The organism is Paracoccus sp. ME4 (assembly GCF_046736325.1).
In the GTDB taxonomy this organism is placed as follows: Bacteria; Pseudomonadota; Alphaproteobacteria; order Rhodobacterales; family Rhodobacteraceae; genus Paracoccus.
Genome location: NZ_CP151276.1, coordinates 2,466,963 through 2,482,713, shown reverse-complemented (window position 1 = coordinate 2,482,713; position 15,751 = coordinate 2,466,963). Strand labels below are relative to the sequence as shown.

Genomic DNA, 15,751 nt, shown 5'->3' with positions numbered 1-15,751 from the left:
TTTCCGATGCGTTACGTCTCGACGCGGGGCCAGGCCCCGGTGCTGAATTTCGAACAGGCCATGCTGTCGGGGCTGGCGCGCGACGGGGGCCTGTACCTGCCCGAGACGATCCCGGCCTTCGAGGGGCTGGAACAGCTGGACGGCCTCTCCTACGAGGAGGTCGCGTTCCGCGTGGTGCGCCCCTTCACCGGCGACAGCTTCACCGATGCCGATCTGCGCGGCGCCATCGACCGCGCCTATGCGCGCATCAGCCACGACGCCCGTGCGCCGCTGGTGCAGCTGGCCCCCGGCCATCACCTGCTGGAGCTGTTCCACGGCCCCACGCTGGCCTTCAAGGATTTCGCGATGCAGTTGATCGCGCAGCTGTTCCAGATCGCCCTGGCGCGGTCTGGCCAGCGGATCACCATCGTGGGCGCGACCTCGGGCGACACCGGATCGGCCGCGATCGAGGCCTTCCGCGGCATCGACAACGTGGACGTGTTCATCATGTATCCGCATGGCCGCGTCAGTGAGGTCCAGCGCCGCCAGATGACCACGCCCCCCGCCGCCAACGTCCATGCGCTGGCCGTGACCGGGCATTTCGACGACTGCCAGGCGCGGCTCAAGGACCTGTTCAACGACCATGCCTTCCGCGACGGGGTGGGGCTTGCGGGCGTGAACAGCATCAACTGGGCCCGCGTCGTGGCGCAGATCGTCTATTACTTCACCGCGACCGCGTCGCTTGGCATGCGGCCCACCGATTTCTGCGTGCCGACGGGCAACTTCGGCGACATCTTCGCGGGCTCCATCGCGCGCCAGATGGGCCTGCCGATCCGCCGCTTGATCGTCGCCACGAACCAGAACGACATCCTGCACCGCGCGCTGAGCAGCGGCGAATACCGGATGGGCGAGGTCGAGCCCTCGATCAGCCCGTCGATGGACATCCAGGTCAGCTCGAACTTCGAACGCGCACTGTATCTGGCCTACGGCCAGGACGCGGGCGCGATCCGGCAGCTGATGGAGGAGCTGAAGCAGGGCGGCTTCGCGATCAGCCAGGGCGCGCTGGAGGCCCTGCGCGAGCAATACGCCTCGGGCCGCGTGTCCGAGGACGAGACGCTGGACACGATCCGCGCCATGCGCGAGCGGACCGGAGAGATCCTGTGTCCGCACAGCGCCGTGGGCGTCGCCGTGGCCGAGCGCCATCTGGAGCCCGGCGTGCCGATGGTCACGCTGGCCACCGCCCATCCGGCCAAGTTCCCCGATGCGGTGGAGCGCGCCATCGGGGTGCGCCCCGGCCTGCCACCGCATATGGCGGACCTCTACGACCTGCCCGAGCGCCTGACCCGGGTTGAAAACGACGTGGACGCGCTTAAGTCCCTGATCCTTGAACGGAGGACCGCGTGAGCCAAGACCCCACCCCGCGCCTGACAACGCTGCCCAACGGGCTGCGCATCGTGACCCGGCAGATGCCCGGCCTGCATTCGGCGGCCCTGGGCATCTGGGTCAGTGCGGGCGGGCGCAATGAACGCGCCGACCAGAACGGCATCGCGCATTTCCTGGAGCACATGGCCTTCAAGGGCACCGCGACCCGCAGCGCGCTGCAGATCGCCGAGGCGATCGAGGATGTGGGCGGCTATATCAACGCCTATACCTCTCGCGACGCGACGGCCTATTACGTCCGCGTGCTGGAGGATGACGTCGATCTGGCCTTCGACGTGATCAGCGACATCGTCCTGAACCCCGTCTTCGACGACCGCGAGATCGAGGTCGAGCGGGGCGTGATCCTGCAGGAGATCGGGCAGTCGCTGGACACGCCCGACGACATCATCTTCGACTGGCTACAGGAGGCCGCCTATCCGGACCAGCCGATGGGCCGCACCATCCTGGGACCCGCCGAACGGGTCAGCAGTTTCGGCCGCGGTGACCTTGCCGGGTTCGTCGCCGAGAATTACGGCCCCGGCCAGATGGTCGTAGCCGCCGCAGGATCGGTCGATCACGACCGCATCGTGCGGCTGGCCGAAAAGGTGCTGGGCCATATCGCGCCGCGCCCGCAGGCCGTGCGTGAGGGCGCCCGGTGGCAGGGCTTGGAGAGCCGCACGGTGAAGCCCCTGGAGCAGGCGCATTTTGCGCTGGCTCTGGAGGGGCCGGGCTATCTGGCGCCCGATTTCTATGCGGCGCAGATCTTCTCCTCCGCGCTTGGCGGGGGGATGTCGTCGCGGCTGTTCCAGAAGATCCGCGAGGAGCGGGGGCTGTGCTACACCATCTTCGCGCAGTCGGGTTTCCATGACGATACCGGCATGCTGACCATCTATGCCGGCACCGGGGCCGAGGATCTGGGCGATCTGGCGACGCTCACCATCGACGAGATCAAGCGCGCGACCGAGGACATGTCCGAGGCCGAGATCGCCCGCGCCAAGGCGCAGCTGCGCGCGGGCCTGCTGATGGGGCTGGAAAGCCCCTCGGGTCAGGCGGAACGCATGGCGCGCAGCCTGGCGATCTGGGGTCGCGTGCCCGACGCGGCCGAGGTGGCCGAGCGGGTCGCCGCTGTCACCGCCGCCGATGTGCGGGCCCATGCGGAACGGATGCTGGCCAATGCCCGGCCGGCGCTGGCGCTTTACGGTCCGGTCGGCGCGGCACCCTCGCGCGAGGCCCTGGCCGAGAGGCTCGCCGCATGATCCTGGCGCGGCGCCGTGCCCTTCGGCTGGAGGCCGAACGCATCGCGCTGCGCCTGCCGCTCCATTCCGACTTCGCCGCCTGGCGCGCGCTGCGCGACGAGAGCCGCGATTTCCTGACGCCGTGGGAGCCGGTCTGGTCGCCCGACCACCTGTCGCGCAAAAGCTTCACCAACCGCGTCTATTGGGCGGCCCGTTCGGCGCGGGCGGGGACCGCCTTTCCGCTGTTCGTGGTCCATCGCGACGGCACTCTGCTGGGCGCGATCACGCTGGATAACATCCGCCGCGGCCCCGCGCAGTCGGGGACCATCGGATATTGGATCGGACAGCAGCACACGCGGCAGGGCTTCATGCGCGAGGCGATCGGGGTGCTGGTGCATCACGCCTTTACCACGCTGGACCTGAGCCGGATCGAGGCCGCCTGCCTGCCCGAGAATGCCGCATCGCGCGGCGTGCTGGAGCGGTCGGGCTTCAAGTATGAGGGCGTGGCCCAGAGCTATCTGCAGATCGGCGGGCGCTGGCGGAACCATGTGCTTTACGCCAATCTCCGCGGCGACCGCCGCGGCAGGACCGAGGTGCGATGATGCTGATCCAAGCCGATGACCGTCTGGCGGCCCTGCTGCCCCAAGGTGTGCTGCGCGACCCCGCGCCGCATTACACCGAGGAGCCGCGCGGCCGCTATCACGGGCGGGCGGGTCTGGTCGCGGCCCCGCGCGACGTTCAGGAATGCGCCGCCGTGATCCGCGCCTGCGCGGCGCTGCGCGTGCCCGTCGTCCCGCGCGGGGGCGGCACCGGGCTGGTCGGCGGGCAGATCATGCCCGACGGTCCCGCGCCCCTGATTCTGTCGCTGGAGCGCATGACCGCCATCCGGGCCTGCCACCCGGAGGAGGGCGTGATGATCGCCGAATCGGGCGTGACGCTGCAGGCCGCGCGCGACGCGGCGGCGGGCGCGGGGCGGCAGTTCCCTCTGTCGCTGGCCTCGCAGGGCTCGGCCCAGGTCGGCGGGGTGCTGTCCACGAATGCGGGGGGCGTGAACGTGCTGCGATACGGCAATGCGCGCGCGTTGTGCCTGGGGCTGGAGGCGGTGCTGCCCGACGGGTCGGTGATGCACGACCTGAAGCGCCTGCGGAAGGACAATACCGGATACGACCTGCGCGACCTGCTGATCGGGGCGGAGGGGACCCTGGGCATCATCACCGCCGCGTCGCTGGTCCTGGCCCCTGTGCCGGCCGAGACCGGGGTCGCGATGCTGGTCGTGGACAGCCCCGCGGCGGCCCTGTCGCTGCTGTCGCTGGCGCAGGCACGGATGGCGGGGGGCGTCACGGCCTTCGAGCTGATCTCGGGCCAGAGCCTGCATTTCCTGGACGCGGCCTTTCCCGACATGCGCCAACCTTTTGCGGCGCGGCCCGACTGGCTGGTGCTGATCGAGGTCGGCCTGCCCGCGGGCCTCTCGGCGGATGCGGCGCTGGAGGGGCTGTTCGTTGCGGGGGCCGAGGCCGGTCTGGTCCATGACGGCGTCATCGCGCAATCGGGCCAGCAGGGCGCGGACCTCTGGGCGCTGCGCGAGCATATTCCGCTGGCCAACCGCCATGTCGGCGCGATCGCCAGCCATGACATCAGCCTGCCTTTGTCCGAGGTCGCCCGGTTCATCGACGATGCCGGGGCCTGGCTGGCGGGGCAGGGGGACATGCGCGTCAACTGCTTCGGCCATCTGGGCGACGGCAACCTGCACTACAACCTGTTCCCGGCGGCGGGCCGGAGCCGCGACGACTATGAGACTGTTCGCCGCGACCTGTCGCGCAGGCTGCATGAGATGGTCGTGGAACGGGGCGGGTCGTTCTCGGCCGAACATGGCGTGGGGCGGCTCAAGGCCGCCGATCTGGCGCGGTGGGGCGATCCGGCGCGGCTGGCCGCGATGCGGGCCATCAAGGGGGCGCTGGACCCCCTTGGCATCATGAACCCCGGCGCGGTCCTGGCCTAGGCGCCTTCGAAGTCGCAGAGCGCGTGGACCGGCATGTCCATGCCCTCCAGCACCTTGCGACCGCCCAGTTCGGGCAGGTCGATCACGAAGGCGCAGCCGATGACCTCGGCGCCAAGACGGCGGCACAGCGTGATCGCCGCCGCCGCCGTGCCGCCGGTGGCCAGCAGGTCGTCCACGATCAGGACCTTCTCTCCGGGTTTCAGGGCGTCGTCATGGATCTCCATGATCGCCTCGCCATATTCCAGCTGATAAGCCTCGGAGATGACGGTGCCGGGCAGCTTGCCCTTCTTGCGGATCGGCACGAAGCCGGTGGACAGCTGATGCGCCACCGCGCCGCCCAGGATGAAGCCGCGCGCCTCAAGACCCACGACCTTGTCGATGCGGGTTCCGGCATAGGCGTGCAGGATCTGGTCCACCGCCATGCGGAATCCGCGTGCATCCGCGAACAGCGTGGTCACGTCGCGGAAGATGATCCCCTCATGCGGGAAATCGTGGATCGAGCGGACATAGTCCTTGACGGTGCGGCTCATGTGGGGCGGTCCATTTCGAAAAGATCGGTCACGGCGGCATAGTCCTTGTAGCCGAGGCGCGCAATCCAGCCGCCCGCCGCGCGCGGATCGAACCGTCCGTCCACCACGCAGTCGTCGCGCATGTGGATGCCCGTCACCACGCCGAAGACCGCGAAATTCGCCTGACCGGCCAGCGGCACGATCTGGGTCATGCGGCATTCCAGCGCCGCCGCGGCACCCGCCACGCGCGGACAGTCGATGGTGGTGCAATCGGCGGCCTCGATCCCGGCGGCGGCGAATTCGCTGGTCCCCGCGGGCAGGGGGGCCGAGGTCGCATTGACCGCGTCGCGCAGATCGCCGGTGGCGATGTTCACGCAGAAGACGCCCGTCTCGATGATCTGGGCGACGCTGTCCTTGGTGCCGGGGCGGTCGCCCTTGGCGCCGGTCGAGGCGAACATCACCTGCGGCGGAGTATAAGCCACCGCGTTGAAGAAGGAGTAGGGCGCCAGGTTGTCGCCCTTCGACCCGCGGGTCGAGATCCAGCCGATCGGGCGGGGCGCGATGATCGCGTTGAAGGGGTTGTGGGGCAGGCCGTGTCCGGCTTCGGGGCGATAGAACATGGGCGGCCTCCTGATGGTGTTCGGGCGCCAACCTGCCCCGGATTTTCCTGCGGTGCAATGTTTCGCACGGTCCCGACCCGTGCTAAAGGCCCGCGCGACAGCAAGGAGGCGCGATGTTCGAGATCTGCCCCGAAACCCCCCAGGACGAGCCCGAGGTCGAGGGCCTCTATGACCTGTGCTTTGCGCCGGGCCGCACGGCGCTGTCCTCCTATCGGTTGCGCGACGGGGTGGCGCGGGTGGCGCCGCTGTGCCTGCTGCTGCGTGACGAGGCGGGCGTCCTTCTGGCCGCGATCCGCTACTGGCCGGTGCGCGTCGAGGGGCGGCGGGTGCTGCTGCTGGGGCCCATCGCGGTGCATCCGACCGCGCAGGGCGAGGGTCTGGGTGGACTGCTGATGCGCGACAGCCTAGCGCGGGCGCGCGAGATGGGCTTCGGCCGGGTCCTCTTGGTGGGGGACGCGCCCTATTACGGGCGGTTCGGGTTCCGCAAGCTTGACGATGTCGTGATGCCGCCGCCCACGAACCCCGATCGGGTCCTTGGGCTGGAACTCCGGCCCGGGGCTTGGGTTGGTGTTGCGGGGCCGGTGGCACGCGACCTGGAGCCGCTGCCCCACAGATCCGGATCCGCATCGGACGCCTGCCGTCCGGCACCTCATCCGCAAAGGCCCTCCGATGAAAGAACCGATGCCCCTTGTTCTTCCGCCGATCACTGACCCGCTGATCCACGCGCAGATCGACCGACTGGCGATGCGCTATCTGGAGGCGTCGGGGCCGGGGATGAAGGTGATGGAGCGCGTGGGCGACGGCGCCGAAGGCCTGATCGCGCGGCTGCCGACCTTCGTGCGCGCGCGTCTGGACGGGGTGACGCAGGCGGCGCTGATGCGGGCCTTCGGCGCGGCCAGCCGGTCGCGCAAGGTGGTGCGCGACCGCGGCGACTGGTTCAACCGCATGGCCTCGACGGTCAGCGGGGCCGCGGGCGGGGTCGGCGGCTTCGTCGGCGCGCTGGTCGAGCTGCCCTTCACCGTCACGCTGCTTCTGCGCGCGATGCTGGACATCGCCGCCGAACACGGCCTCGACCCCGAGAGCGAGGAGGTGCGGGTCGAATGCCTGCGCATCTTCGCCGCCGCCGGTCCCATGGCCGAGGATGACCAGACCGACCTGGGCCTTCTGGCCGCGCGCCTGTCGGTCACCGGCCAGACGGTGCAGAGCCTCGTCAGCAAGGTCGCGCCACGTCTGTCGATCTCCTTGGGCCAGAAGATGGCGGCGCAGGCCGCGCCCGTCTTCGGGGCGGTGGTCGGCGCCTCGATCAACTACGTCTTCGCGCGCTACTATCAGGAACTGGCGCGGGTGCATTTCGGGCTGATGCGCCTCTCGGTCGAGACCGGCCTGCCGCGCGAGGCCCTGACCGAGGCCCTGCGCCTCTCCATCCAGCGCCAGATGCCCGCACCGCGCTGACCCCGCCGTCCCGCGGTGGGCGGGGGGTCCGGGGGGCGGCAGGCCCCCTGGCGCGTCGCGGGACACAGATCAGCCGTCCTCCGCGTCCAGCGCCAAGGCCGTGGCCGGGGTCGGCAGGTCGTCGGTGCTCAACGGTCCCGCCGGCCGGGCCAGACGCGCCTTCGTCACCCAGTACAGCCGTTCCTGCGCGCGGGTGATCGCGACATAGGTCAGGCGCTTCCACAGCGGCACCCCGGCCTCGGACCGGTTCGACCAGGCCGCCGCGCTGATGTCGGGGCCAAAGACCTGCACCTCGGGCCATTGGCTACCCTGCGCCTTGTGGATCGTCACCGCCGCCCCGTGCAGGAAGGCCGCACCCATCCGCGCCGCATAAGGGATGAAGGGCTCCTCCTCGTCGGGCATCTCGATCTTGACGATGCTGGCCGCGGACAGGCGCGGGTCCTCCGCCCCGATCACGTGCAGCCGCGAGAAGCCCGGCTTGCGGCCCGGTCCCAGATAGACGACCTGCGCCCCCTTGATCAGGCCGCGCGCCTCCAGATCGATCCGCTTCTTGCGATGCTTCAGCGGCAGCTCCAGACCGTCGCAGATCAGCGGCTCTCCAGGCAGGAGCGCGTCCCCCGGCGCGCCGAAGGCCGTACGGAAGGCGTGGATGAGCCGGATGCGCGTCGCGTTGCGCCAGACCAGGACCGGGCTGCGCGCCATCAGGTCGCTCTCCACCCGCTCGGCCCAGACCACGCGGTCGTCCTTGCGCGCCGCCGCCCGGATCATCCCCTCGAACGCGTCGAAGCCCAGCTGATCGTCGGCCAGCGCATGGGCCAGGTCCAGGATCGGGCTGTCATCGGCCTGGCGGTGGATGCGGTTCAGCATCAGCCGCTGCGGCGCGGCCAGCTTGTCGAACACCATCTCTCCTGACTGGCCCACCGGGGCCAACTGCGCCGGATCGCCGAACAGGATCAGCACCGGAAAGATCTCGCGCAGGTCCTCGAACTGCTTCTCGTCCAGCATCGAGGCCTCGTCGATCAGCCCGACATCCAGGCCCTCCTCGCGCCGCGTCCAGCCGCGGATGAAGTCCGACCCGCGCAGCCCCGCCGTGGCCAGGGCGCCCGGGATCGACGCGTTCTGGTCGTAGAAGGCCTTGGCCCGGTCCAGCGCATGATCCGACAGGTCCTCGATCACCGGGCGCTCGGCGCTGCCGGTCAGCCATTCGGCGATCTTCTCGTATTGCGGGTCATAGACGGGGGTATAGAGGATCCGGTGGATCGTGGTCGCCGGCACGCCGCGCATGCGCAGCACGAAGGCCGCCTTGTTGGTGGGCGCCAGAATCGCCACGCTGCGCCGGTCCTTGCGGCGGCGCCCCTCGTAATCGGGGCTGATCAGCTCGACCCCGGCCTCCAGCAGAGCCTTGGTGATCATCGACAGCATCAGCGTCTTGCCCGAACCTGCCTTGCCGATCACCGCCATCACCCGACCTTTGCCCGACTGGGGCGGATGCAGCTCCTCTGCGATGATGTCGATGCCGGCCGCGGCAAAGGTCTCGGCCAGGGTATCCCAGGCATCGGCCTGATCGGCGGAGAGGGTCGGGGCGGGGGCGGGGGTGCTCATGCCTGTCCCATAGCCTGCCCGGGCCGAAAGGCAAAGGCCGCGCAACTTTTCCGCCCCGGCCACCGTGCCTGCGGGCACCCCCACAGGAGAGACGCGATGATCGAACTGTTCTTCGTCACCTGCCTTCTGGCCGACCCCGCGCGCTGCACCGACCACAGCCTGCTGTTCGAGGAGCAGAACGGTCTCTTCACCTGCATGCTGCAGAGCCAGAACGAACTGGCGAAATGGATCGCCACCCATCCGGCCGAACAGGTGCGCGAATGGGGATGCCGCCGCGCCGGCGAGGGTGACCGCAAGGCGTGATGCGCAGCACCGATCCGCCGTCATGCGGTGGGCGGGGGGTCCGGGGGGCGGCAGGCCCCCCGGCACGTCGCGGGACGCAGGTCAGCGGCGGCCGGCCTCCAGCGCGTCCTCGAAGGTGCGCAACCCGGTCCGCGGCGACTGCACCAGCACCGCCATGTTGCCCGGCTTGTGCTGGTTGCGCAGCATCATCATGTGGGCGGCCGGGATCTCGGCCCAGGGGAAGACCTCGGACATGCAGGGGTCCAGGCGCCGTTCCAGCATCAGCTTGTTCGCGGCGCTGGCCTGCTTCAGATGCGCGAAATGCGACCCCTGGATGCGCTTCTGATGCATCCACAGGTACCGCACGTCGAAGGTGCAGTTGAACCCGGTCGTGCCCGCGCAGATCACCACCATGCCGCCCTTCTTGCAGACCAGCGTGCTGACCGGGAAGGTCGCCTCTCCGGGGTGTTCGAAGACGATGTCGACATTGTTGCCCTTGCCGGTGATGTTCCAGATCGCGGCGCCGAACTTGCGCGCCTCGGTGAACCACTCCTTGTATTCGGGCGTGTTCACCGTGGGCAGCTGCCCCCAGCAGCGGAATTCCTTGCGGTTGATGACCCCTTTCGCGCCCAGCCCCATGACGAAGTCGCGCTTGTCCTCCTCGCTGATCACGCCGATGGCGTTGCCGCCCGCCGCGTTGATCAGCTGGATCGCATAGGAGCCAAGCCCCCCCGACGCGCCCCAGACCAGGACGTTCATGCCCGGCTTCAGCTCATGCGGCTCGTGCCCGAACAGCATCCGATAGGCGGTTGCCAAGGTCAGCGTATAGCAGGCCGATTCCTCCCAGGTCAGGTGGCGCGGCCGGGGCATCAGCTGCTGGGCCTGCACGCGGGTGAACTGCGCAAAGCTGCCGTCCGGCGTCTCGTATCCCCAGATCCGCTGCGTGGGCGAGAACATCGGGTCGCCGCCGTTGCAATGCTCGTCATCGCCATCGTCCTGGTTGCAATGGATGACGACCTCGTCCCCGACCTTCCACCGCTTGACCTTGTCACCAACGGCCCAAACGATGCCCGAGGCATCCGATCCGGCGATGTGATAGGGTTGCTTGTGCACGTCGAACATGCTGATCGGCTTGCCCAGGCCCGCCCAGATCCCGTTGTAGTTGACGCCCGCCGCCATCACCAGGACCAGCACCTCGTTGCTGTCGATGGCGGGGGTGTCCACGACCTCCAGCTGCATCGCCTGATCGGGTTCTCCCTGCCGTTCGCGGCGGATCGCCCAGGCATGCATCCGCGCGGGGACATGGCCCAGGGGCGGCATCTCTCCGACCTCGTAGAGGTCTTTGACGGGCGCATTGTAGGGCGCGATCGGGGTCGGTGCGTCGAGGGCCATCTGCTTCTCCTGTCCAGTGCCGCAGCGCAGAATCAATGCGCCTGATGAGGCGGTGATACAATCATGAAAGCAACAATGCAACTATGATGGATAGTTATGCGCAACAAAGTTTCTGACGCGCTGCAGCATCTGCCGCACTGCGGCGAATTGACGGCGCAGTTTTGTATCTGTAAGCAGAATGCAGCAGAAATATTCTTGCGGAGAGACTTCATGGCCGACAAGGACAAGCCCTGGCTGTTCCGCACCTATGCGGGTCATTCCACGGCGGCGAAATCGAACGCGCTCTATCGCACGAACCTGGCCAAGGGTCAGACCGGCCTGTCGGTGGCCTTCGACCTGCCGACCCAGACCGGCTATGACAGCGACCACATCCTGGGCCGGGGCGAGGTCGGCAAGGTCGGCGTGCCCGTCTGCCATCTGGGCGACATGCGGGCGCTGTTCGACCAGATCCCGCTGGAGCAGATGAACACCTCCATGACGATCAACGCGACCGCGCCCTGGCTGCTGTCGCTTTACATCGCCGTTGCCGAGGAGCAGGGGGCCGATGTCACCCGCCTGCAGGGGACGGTCCAGAACGACCTGATCAAGGAATACCTGTCGCGCGGCACCTATATCTGCCCGCCGAAGCCGTCCTTGGCGATGATCACCGACATCGCGGCCTATACCCGGCAGCATCTGCCGAAATGGAACCCGATGAACGTCTGCTCCTATCACCTGCAGGAGGCCGGGGCGACGCCGGAACAGGAGCTGTCCTATGCGCTGGCCACCGCCATCGCGGTGCTGGACGACCTGGAGGGCAAGGTGCCCGAGGAGAGCTTCCCCGAGATGGTCGGGCGGATCAGCTTTTTCGTCAACGCCGGCATCCGCTTTGTCACCGAGCTGTGCAAGATGCGCGCCTTCACCGAGCTGTGGGACGAGATCACCCGCGACCGATACGGCATCGTCGAGGAGAAGTACCGCCGCTTCCGCTACGGGGTGCAGGTCAACAGCCTGGGCCTGACCGAGCAGCAGCCCGAGAATAACGTCTATCGCATCCTGCTGGAGATGCTGGCCGTCACGCTGTCGAAGAACGCCCGCGCCCGCGCGGTGCAGCTGCCGGCCTGGAACGAGGCCCTGGGCCTGCCGCGTCCCTGGGATCAGCAATGGTCGCTGCGGATGCAGCAGATCCTGGCCTATGAGACCGACCTTCTGGAATATGGCGACCTGTTCGACGGCAACCCGGTCATCGCGGCCCGCGTCGAGGCGCTGAAGCAGGGCGCGCGCGAGGAGCTGGCGGCGCTGGACGGGATGGGCGGCGCGATCGCGGCGATCGACTACATGAAGGCGCGGTTGGTCGAATCGAACGCGGCCCGTCTGGGGCGGATCGAGACGAACGAGACGGTCGTGGTCGGCGTCAACCGCTGGCAGCAGGCCGAGCCGTCGCCGCTGACGGCAGGGGATGGCGGCATCATGACCGTCGATCCGGCGGTCGAGGCCGAACAGATCGCCCGGCTGAACGCCTGGCGCGGGACCCGCGACGAGGGGGCCGTCGAGGCCGCCCTCGCCGCGCTGCGCCTTGCGGCGCAGAGGGGCGACAACGTCATGCCGCCCTCGATCGCGGCCGCGCGGGCCGGGGTGACGACCGGCGAATGGGCGGGGGTGATGCGGGCGGTGCATGGCGAATATCGCGGGCCGACCGGCGTGTCGCAGGCTCCGTCGAACCGCACCGAGGGGCTGGAGGAGATCCGCGAGGCCGTCGATGGGGTCAGCACCCGCCTGGGGCGGCGGCTGAAGTTCCTGGTCGGCAAGCCGGGTCTGGACGGTCACTCCAACGGGGCCGAGCAGATCGCCGTCCGCGCGCGAGACTGCGGCATGGACATCACCTATGAGGGCATCCGCCTGACCCCCGAGGCCATCGTCGCCCGCGCGCAGGAGGAGGACGCCCATGTCGTCGGCCTGTCGATCCTGTCGGGCAGCCACCTGCCGCTGATCGAGGACCTGATGGCGCGCATGCGGGCCGCGGGACTGAGCCACGTCCCCGTGGTCGTCGGCGGCATCATCCCCGACGAGGACGCGGCGCGGCTGACGGCGATGGGGGTCGCGCGCGTCTATACGCCCAAGGATTTCCAGCTGAACGCCATCATGATGGACATCGTGGGGCTGGCCGAACCGGGTGCGGCGGCGGCCTGACGCCCACGGCGCGGAAACCGTCCGCCCCGAGTGAACCGGATCGCGGCCAAGCCGTTGACAGGGCTTGAGGAAAGGCCGCGTCATGACCCAGACCCCCGCGCGCGACAGCGCCATCGACCCGCTGCGCATCCTGCTGGCGCTGAGCGTCATCGCGCTGCATACCGGTTTTCCGGATGCCGCGCCGGCCTTGGTCAAGCAGGTTCTGTTCAACGGGCTCTATCGGCTGGCGGTGCCGGTCTTCGCGCTGATCTCGGGTTACTTCTTTTTGGCGGCGATGCGGGGCGGGCGGGCCGGGTCCTCCCTGCGGCGCATCGCGTCACTCTATGGGCTGTGGATGGTGATCTATCTGCCGATCTGGGGGCCGGACCTGACGGGGGTGTGGCACCTGATCCGCACGGTGGTCTTCGGCTATTTCCATCTGTGGTTCCTGCCGGGGCTGCTGGTGGGGGCGGTGCTGGTGGCTCTGCTGCGTCGGCCGATGCCCGTAGCGGTGGCGGCGGCGGCGATGGCCACGACCGGGCTGACGCTGCAGGCGCTGGTCCTGGCAGGGGTGGTCGACATCCCGCTGGACTACTATCGCAACGGGCTGTTCACGATCTTTCCGTTCTTCGCCCTGGGCTGGCTTCTGGCGCATGGCGTGCCGGAACTGCTGCGCCGCCATGCGCGGCCCCTGGCGGGGCTGGCCCTTCTGGCCGTGATGGTCGAGAGCCTGATCTGGCGTTGGATCGCCGGGGGCGGGTGGGGCGTCGACATGATGCTGTCGCTGCTCGTGGCCGCGCCGCTGCTGTTCCTGGCGGCGCAGGGCGTCCGCGGCCCGTGGGACGGCAAGCGCGCGGCCAGCACCGCGGCCTTCGTCTATTTCATCCACGTGATGATCATGATCTGCGCCAGCCGCTTCGGGCTGGAGGGGGACGCTAAGGCGCTGGCGGTCATGGCGACCTGCCTGGGGATCGGCCTGTGGCTGGGCGCGCCGCGGCGTCGGCCGGTGCTGGCCTTCTTCACCTGACGGCCTAATGCAAGACGCCGCCCCGAGGGGCGGCGTCACGGCAGTCGATGGCGGTGAGGCTCAGAAGCCTAGGCCCGCGTATTTCGACTTGAACTTGGAGACGCGGCCGCCCGCATCCATCAGGCGCGACGAGCCGCCGGTCCAGGCCGGGTGCGAGGTCGGGTCGATGTCCAGCGACATGGTCTCACCTTCCGAACCCCAGGTGGAGCGCGTCTGGTAGGTGGTGCCGTCGGTCATCTTGACCGAGATCGTGTGATAGTCGGGGTGGATGTCTTTTTTCATGGCGTGACCTCGGCTCAGGCTTTCGCGTCCGACAGGGGACGGTAGTTGGTCTTCTCGACGATGCGGGCCGACTTGCCGCGACGATCGCGCAGATAGTACAGCTTGGCGCGACGGACCTTGCCGCGACGCACGACCTCGATCGAATCGATGTTGGTCGAATACAGCGGGAACACGCGCTCCACGCCTTCGCCGAAGCTGATCTTGCGGACCGTGAAGCTGGCCGCGATGGTCGCGCCGCCACGGCGCGAGATGCACACGCCTTCATAGTTCTGGACGCGGGTGCGGGTGCCCTCGGTCACCTTGTAGCCGACACGGATGGTGTCGCCGGCCTTGAAATCGGGGATCTTCTTGCCGAGTTCGGCAATCTGCTCGGCTTCGAGCTGTGCGATCAGGTTCATCGCTTGGGTTCCTCTGTCTGCTCGCGGTGGTTCCGCGATTGGTCTGATGCGCCCGAGCGCTGTTGGTCCTTTGCCGGGTCCACATGCGTCTCCGCATATGCCCGCCACAGATCGGGGCGGCGTTCCTTGGTCAGCCTCTCGGCCTCACCGGCCCGCCAGGCGGCGATGGCGGCATGATTGCCCGACAGCAGGACCGGCGGAATCTCGCGACCATCCCAAAGGGCGGGCTTGGTGAACTGCGGCGCTTCCAGGAGACCCCGATTGCCGATGGAAAAGGATTCCTCGGCCAGGGAATCATGATTGCCCAGCACGCGCGGTATAAGCCGGACCGTCGCGTCGATCAAGACCTGAGCGGCGATCTCTCCGCCGGTCAGGACATAATCGCCGATGCTGACCTCCTCGATGCCATGGGCGTCCAGGACGCGCTGGTCGATGCCCTCGAAGCGCCCGCAGATCAGCGTGACGCCGGGACCCTGGGCCAGGGCGCGGGCGCGCGCCTGCGTCAGCGGCTTGCCGCGCGGCGACATGTAGATCACCGGCAGACCGGGACCCGCCTGGCGCAGCGCCGCGTCCAGGACGTCGGGGCGGATCACCATGCCCGCGCCGCCGCCCGCGGGCGTGTCGTCCACGTTGCGGTGCCGGCCCAGCCCGTGTTCGCGCAGCGCGATGGTCTCCAGGTTCCACAAGCCCTGCGCCAGCGCCTTGCCGGTCAGCGACAGGCCCAGGATGCCGGGAAAGGCCTCGGGGAACAGGGTGACGATGCGCGCGGTCCAGGCACCCGCGACCTGCGGCTCCTCCATCAGGACGCGCGGGCGCAGGCTGGGCCGGATGGCCAGCCGCGCGTGCGACCGGGGGGTGGGCGTGTCGGTCATGCGGACGCGTCCGCGTCGGCGCCCAGCTCTCCGGGCGGGTCGGCCACGATGCGGCGGGCGGTCAGGTCGACCGTCGGCACCACGGCGCGGGTGAAGGGCAGCATCAGGCTGCGGCTTCCGCCCACGACCTCCAGGATGTCGCCCGCGCCATGATCGAAGATCGCGCGCACCCGGCCCAAGGGGGCGCCGCCGGTATCGACGACCTCCAGCCCGATCAGGTCGGCATGATAGAATTCGTCGTCGGGCAGCGAAGGCAGCACCGACCGCGGCACCCACAGCGTCACGCCGCGCAGGGCCTCGGCCTCCTCGCGGGTCGAGACGCCGTCGATGCGCGCACCCAGCCCGCCGGTGACCGGGCGGGTCAGGCGGATGGTGAAGCGGCGGCCGCCGTCCTCGGTGGTGATGGGGGCATAGGCCGCGATGTCCGAGGGTTCGGCGCAGAAGCTCTTCAGCCGCACCTCGCCATGGACCCCGAAGGCTCCGGCGATGGCGCCGACGCAGATGCGGTCTTGGGTCATGTCACACCCCTGATGGA

The 15,751-nt window shown here is 68.9% G+C and carries 17 protein-coding genes; 9 read left to right on the top strand and 8 right to left on the bottom strand.

All coding sequences use genetic code 11. The features are described from left to right. Positions 1 to 6 precede the first annotated feature (6 nt). From thrC to AACG61_RS12600, 4 genes are all read left to right on the top strand, one after another. On the top strand, positions 7 to 1,383 hold the full coding sequence (gene thrC, locus AACG61_RS12615; RefSeq protein WP_411837465.1) for a threonine synthase: 1,377 nt from the start codon (positions 7 to 9) through the stop codon (positions 1,381 to 1,383). A 62-nt stretch (positions 1,384 to 1,445) separates the two neighbouring features. Next, positions 1,446 to 2,654 (top strand): M16 family metallopeptidase, encoded by a 1,209-nt coding sequence (locus AACG61_RS12610; RefSeq protein ID WP_411839513.1) that lies wholly within the window; start codon positions 1,446 to 1,448, stop codon positions 2,652 to 2,654. Then, a complete protein-coding gene (locus AACG61_RS12605; RefSeq protein WP_411839512.1) occupies positions 2,654 to 3,235 on the top strand; it encodes a GNAT family N-acetyltransferase in 582 nt (193 codons plus the stop codon). Before AACG61_RS12610 ends, AACG61_RS12605 begins: the two co-directional genes overlap by 1 nt. Then, positions 3,235 to 4,632: an FAD-binding oxidoreductase gene (locus tag AACG61_RS12600; RefSeq protein WP_411839511.1), complete on the top strand. Its 1,398-nt coding sequence runs from the start codon at positions 3,235 to 3,237 to the stop codon at positions 4,630 to 4,632. Before AACG61_RS12605 ends, AACG61_RS12600 begins: the two co-directional genes overlap by 1 nt. On the opposite strand, the gene AACG61_RS12595 is transcribed toward AACG61_RS12600, so the two are convergent. Then, complete coding sequence (locus tag AACG61_RS12595; protein WP_045982859.1) at positions 4,629 to 5,162, bottom strand: adenine phosphoribosyltransferase; 534 nt, start codon at positions 5,160 to 5,162, stop codon at positions 4,629 to 4,631. The genes AACG61_RS12600 and AACG61_RS12595 overlap by 4 nt on opposite strands. Continuing rightward, the gene (locus tag AACG61_RS12590) at positions 5,159 to 5,761 is read right to left on the bottom strand and encodes a flavin reductase family protein (RefSeq protein ID WP_411837464.1); all 603 of its coding nucleotides are present in this window, start codon (positions 5,759 to 5,761) and stop codon (positions 5,159 to 5,161) included. The genes AACG61_RS12595 and AACG61_RS12590 overlap by 4 nt, the downstream gene beginning before the upstream one ends. Before the next feature lie 113 nt (positions 5,762 to 5,874). On the opposite strand from AACG61_RS12590, the gene AACG61_RS12585 reads away from it, so the two are divergent. Together AACG61_RS12585 and AACG61_RS12580 are read left to right on the top strand one after the other, a co-directional pair. Beyond that, positions 5,875 to 6,471: a GNAT family N-acetyltransferase gene (locus AACG61_RS12585; RefSeq protein ID WP_411837463.1), complete on the top strand. Its 597-nt coding sequence runs from the start codon at positions 5,875 to 5,877 to the stop codon at positions 6,469 to 6,471. Then, positions 6,443 to 7,213: an EcsC family protein gene (locus AACG61_RS12580; protein WP_411837462.1), complete on the top strand. Its 771-nt coding sequence runs from the start codon at positions 6,443 to 6,445 to the stop codon at positions 7,211 to 7,213. Before AACG61_RS12585 ends, AACG61_RS12580 begins: the two co-directional genes overlap by 29 nt. A gap of 69 nt (positions 7,214 to 7,282) precedes the next feature. On the opposite strand, the gene AACG61_RS12575 is transcribed toward AACG61_RS12580, so the two are convergent. After that, on the bottom strand, positions 7,283 to 8,815 hold the full coding sequence (locus AACG61_RS12575; RefSeq protein ID WP_411837461.1) for an ATP-dependent RecD-like DNA helicase: 1,533 nt from the start codon (positions 8,813 to 8,815) through the stop codon (positions 7,283 to 7,285). Positions 8,816 to 8,911: 96 nt separating this feature from the next. Between AACG61_RS12575 and AACG61_RS12570 the strand changes: the two genes are divergently transcribed. Beyond that, positions 8,912 to 9,118, top strand: a complete 207-nt coding sequence (locus AACG61_RS12570; RefSeq protein WP_411837460.1) for a hypothetical protein — start codon at positions 8,912 to 8,914, stop codon at positions 9,116 to 9,118. A gap of 81 nt (positions 9,119 to 9,199) precedes the next feature. Here AACG61_RS12570 and ccrA read toward each other — a convergent pair whose 3' ends face one another. Then, complete coding sequence (gene ccrA / locus AACG61_RS12565; RefSeq protein ID WP_411837459.1) at positions 9,200 to 10,489, bottom strand: crotonyl-CoA carboxylase/reductase; 1,290 nt, start codon at positions 10,487 to 10,489, stop codon at positions 9,200 to 9,202. Positions 10,490 to 10,699: 210 nt separating this feature from the next. Here ccrA and AACG61_RS12560 point away from each other — a divergent pair, with 210 nt between their 5' ends. Together AACG61_RS12560 and AACG61_RS12555 are read left to right on the top strand one after the other, a co-directional pair. Continuing rightward, positions 10,700 to 12,658 carry a methylmalonyl-CoA mutase family protein gene (locus AACG61_RS12560; RefSeq protein ID WP_411837458.1) on the top strand — a complete coding sequence of 653 codons (1,959 nt, stop codon included), beginning with the start codon at positions 10,700 to 10,702 and terminating at the stop codon, positions 12,656 to 12,658. 82 nt (positions 12,659 to 12,740) lie between these two features. Further along, positions 12,741 to 13,664: an acyltransferase family protein gene (locus AACG61_RS12555; RefSeq protein WP_411837457.1), complete on the top strand. Its 924-nt coding sequence runs from the start codon at positions 12,741 to 12,743 to the stop codon at positions 13,662 to 13,664. A gap of 60 nt (positions 13,665 to 13,724) precedes the next feature. Here the strand turns inward: AACG61_RS12555 and rpmE are convergent, their stop codons facing one another. Genes rpmE through rimM form a run of 4 tightly spaced genes read right to left on the bottom strand, consistent with a single transcriptional unit; the run spans position 13,725 to position 15,734 of the window. Beyond that, positions 13,725 to 13,946: a 50S ribosomal protein L31 gene (gene rpmE, locus AACG61_RS12550; protein ID WP_411837456.1), complete on the bottom strand. Its 222-nt coding sequence runs from the start codon at positions 13,944 to 13,946 to the stop codon at positions 13,725 to 13,727. 14 nt (positions 13,947 to 13,960) lie between these two features. After that, positions 13,961 to 14,344 (bottom strand): 50S ribosomal protein L19, encoded by a 384-nt coding sequence (gene rplS / locus AACG61_RS12545; protein WP_411837455.1) that lies wholly within the window; start codon positions 14,342 to 14,344, stop codon positions 13,961 to 13,963. Further along, on the bottom strand, positions 14,341 to 15,216 hold the full coding sequence (gene trmD, locus AACG61_RS12540) for a tRNA (guanosine(37)-N1)-methyltransferase TrmD (RefSeq protein WP_411837454.1): 876 nt from the start codon (positions 15,214 to 15,216) through the stop codon (positions 14,341 to 14,343). Before trmD ends, rplS begins: the two co-directional genes overlap by 4 nt. Beyond that, the gene (gene rimM / locus AACG61_RS12535) at positions 15,213 to 15,734 is read right to left on the bottom strand and encodes a ribosome maturation factor RimM (protein WP_411837453.1); all 522 of its coding nucleotides are present in this window, start codon (positions 15,732 to 15,734) and stop codon (positions 15,213 to 15,215) included. Before rimM ends, trmD begins: the two co-directional genes overlap by 4 nt. Positions 15,735 to 15,751 lie beyond the last annotated feature (17 nt).

What these genes read in the sequence shown, in the direction of transcription:
- thrC (WP_411837465.1), top strand. Translation starts at nt 7, where the DNA reads ATGCGTTACGTCTCGACGCGGGGCCAGGCCCCGGTGCTGAATTTCGAA.
- AACG61_RS12610 (WP_411839513.1), top strand. Translation starts at nt 1,446, where the DNA reads ATGCCCGGCCTGCATTCGGCGGCCCTGGGCATCTGGGTCAGTGCGGGC.
- AACG61_RS12600 (WP_411839511.1), top strand. Translation starts at nt 3,235, where the DNA reads ATGCTGATCCAAGCCGATGACCGTCTGGCGGCCCTGCTGCCCCAAGGT.
- AACG61_RS12595 (WP_045982859.1), bottom strand. Translation starts at nt 5,162, where the DNA reads ATGAGCCGCACCGTCAAGGACTATGTCCGCTCGATCCACGATTTCCCG.
- AACG61_RS12590 (WP_411837464.1), bottom strand. Translation starts at nt 5,761, where the DNA reads ATGTTCTATCGCCCCGAAGCCGGACACGGCCTGCCCCACAACCCCTTC.
- AACG61_RS12585 (WP_411837463.1), top strand. Translation starts at nt 5,875, where the DNA reads ATGTTCGAGATCTGCCCCGAAACCCCCCAGGACGAGCCCGAGGTCGAG.
- AACG61_RS12580 (WP_411837462.1), top strand. Translation starts at nt 6,443, where the DNA reads ATGCCCCTTGTTCTTCCGCCGATCACTGACCCGCTGATCCACGCGCAG.
- AACG61_RS12575 (WP_411837461.1), bottom strand. Translation starts at nt 8,815, where the DNA reads ATGAGCACCCCCGCCCCCGCCCCGACCCTCTCCGCCGATCAGGCCGAT.
- AACG61_RS12570 (WP_411837460.1), top strand. Translation starts at nt 8,912, where the DNA reads ATGATCGAACTGTTCTTCGTCACCTGCCTTCTGGCCGACCCCGCGCGC.
- ccrA (WP_411837459.1), bottom strand. Translation starts at nt 10,489, where the DNA reads ATGGCCCTCGACGCACCGACCCCGATCGCGCCCTACAATGCGCCCGTC.
- AACG61_RS12560 (WP_411837458.1), top strand. Translation starts at nt 10,700, where the DNA reads ATGGCCGACAAGGACAAGCCCTGGCTGTTCCGCACCTATGCGGGTCAT.
- AACG61_RS12555 (WP_411837457.1), top strand. Translation starts at nt 12,741, where the DNA reads ATGACCCAGACCCCCGCGCGCGACAGCGCCATCGACCCGCTGCGCATC.
- rpmE (WP_411837456.1), bottom strand. Translation starts at nt 13,946, where the DNA reads ATGAAAAAAGACATCCACCCCGACTATCACACGATCTCGGTCAAGATG.
- rplS (WP_411837455.1), bottom strand. Translation starts at nt 14,344, where the DNA reads ATGAACCTGATCGCACAGCTCGAAGCCGAGCAGATTGCCGAACTCGGC.
- trmD (WP_411837454.1), bottom strand. Translation starts at nt 15,216, where the DNA reads ATGACCGACACGCCCACCCCCCGGTCGCACGCGCGGCTGGCCATCCGG.
- rimM (WP_411837453.1), bottom strand. Translation starts at nt 15,734, where the DNA reads ATGACCCAAGACCGCATCTGCGTCGGCGCCATCGCCGGAGCCTTCGGG.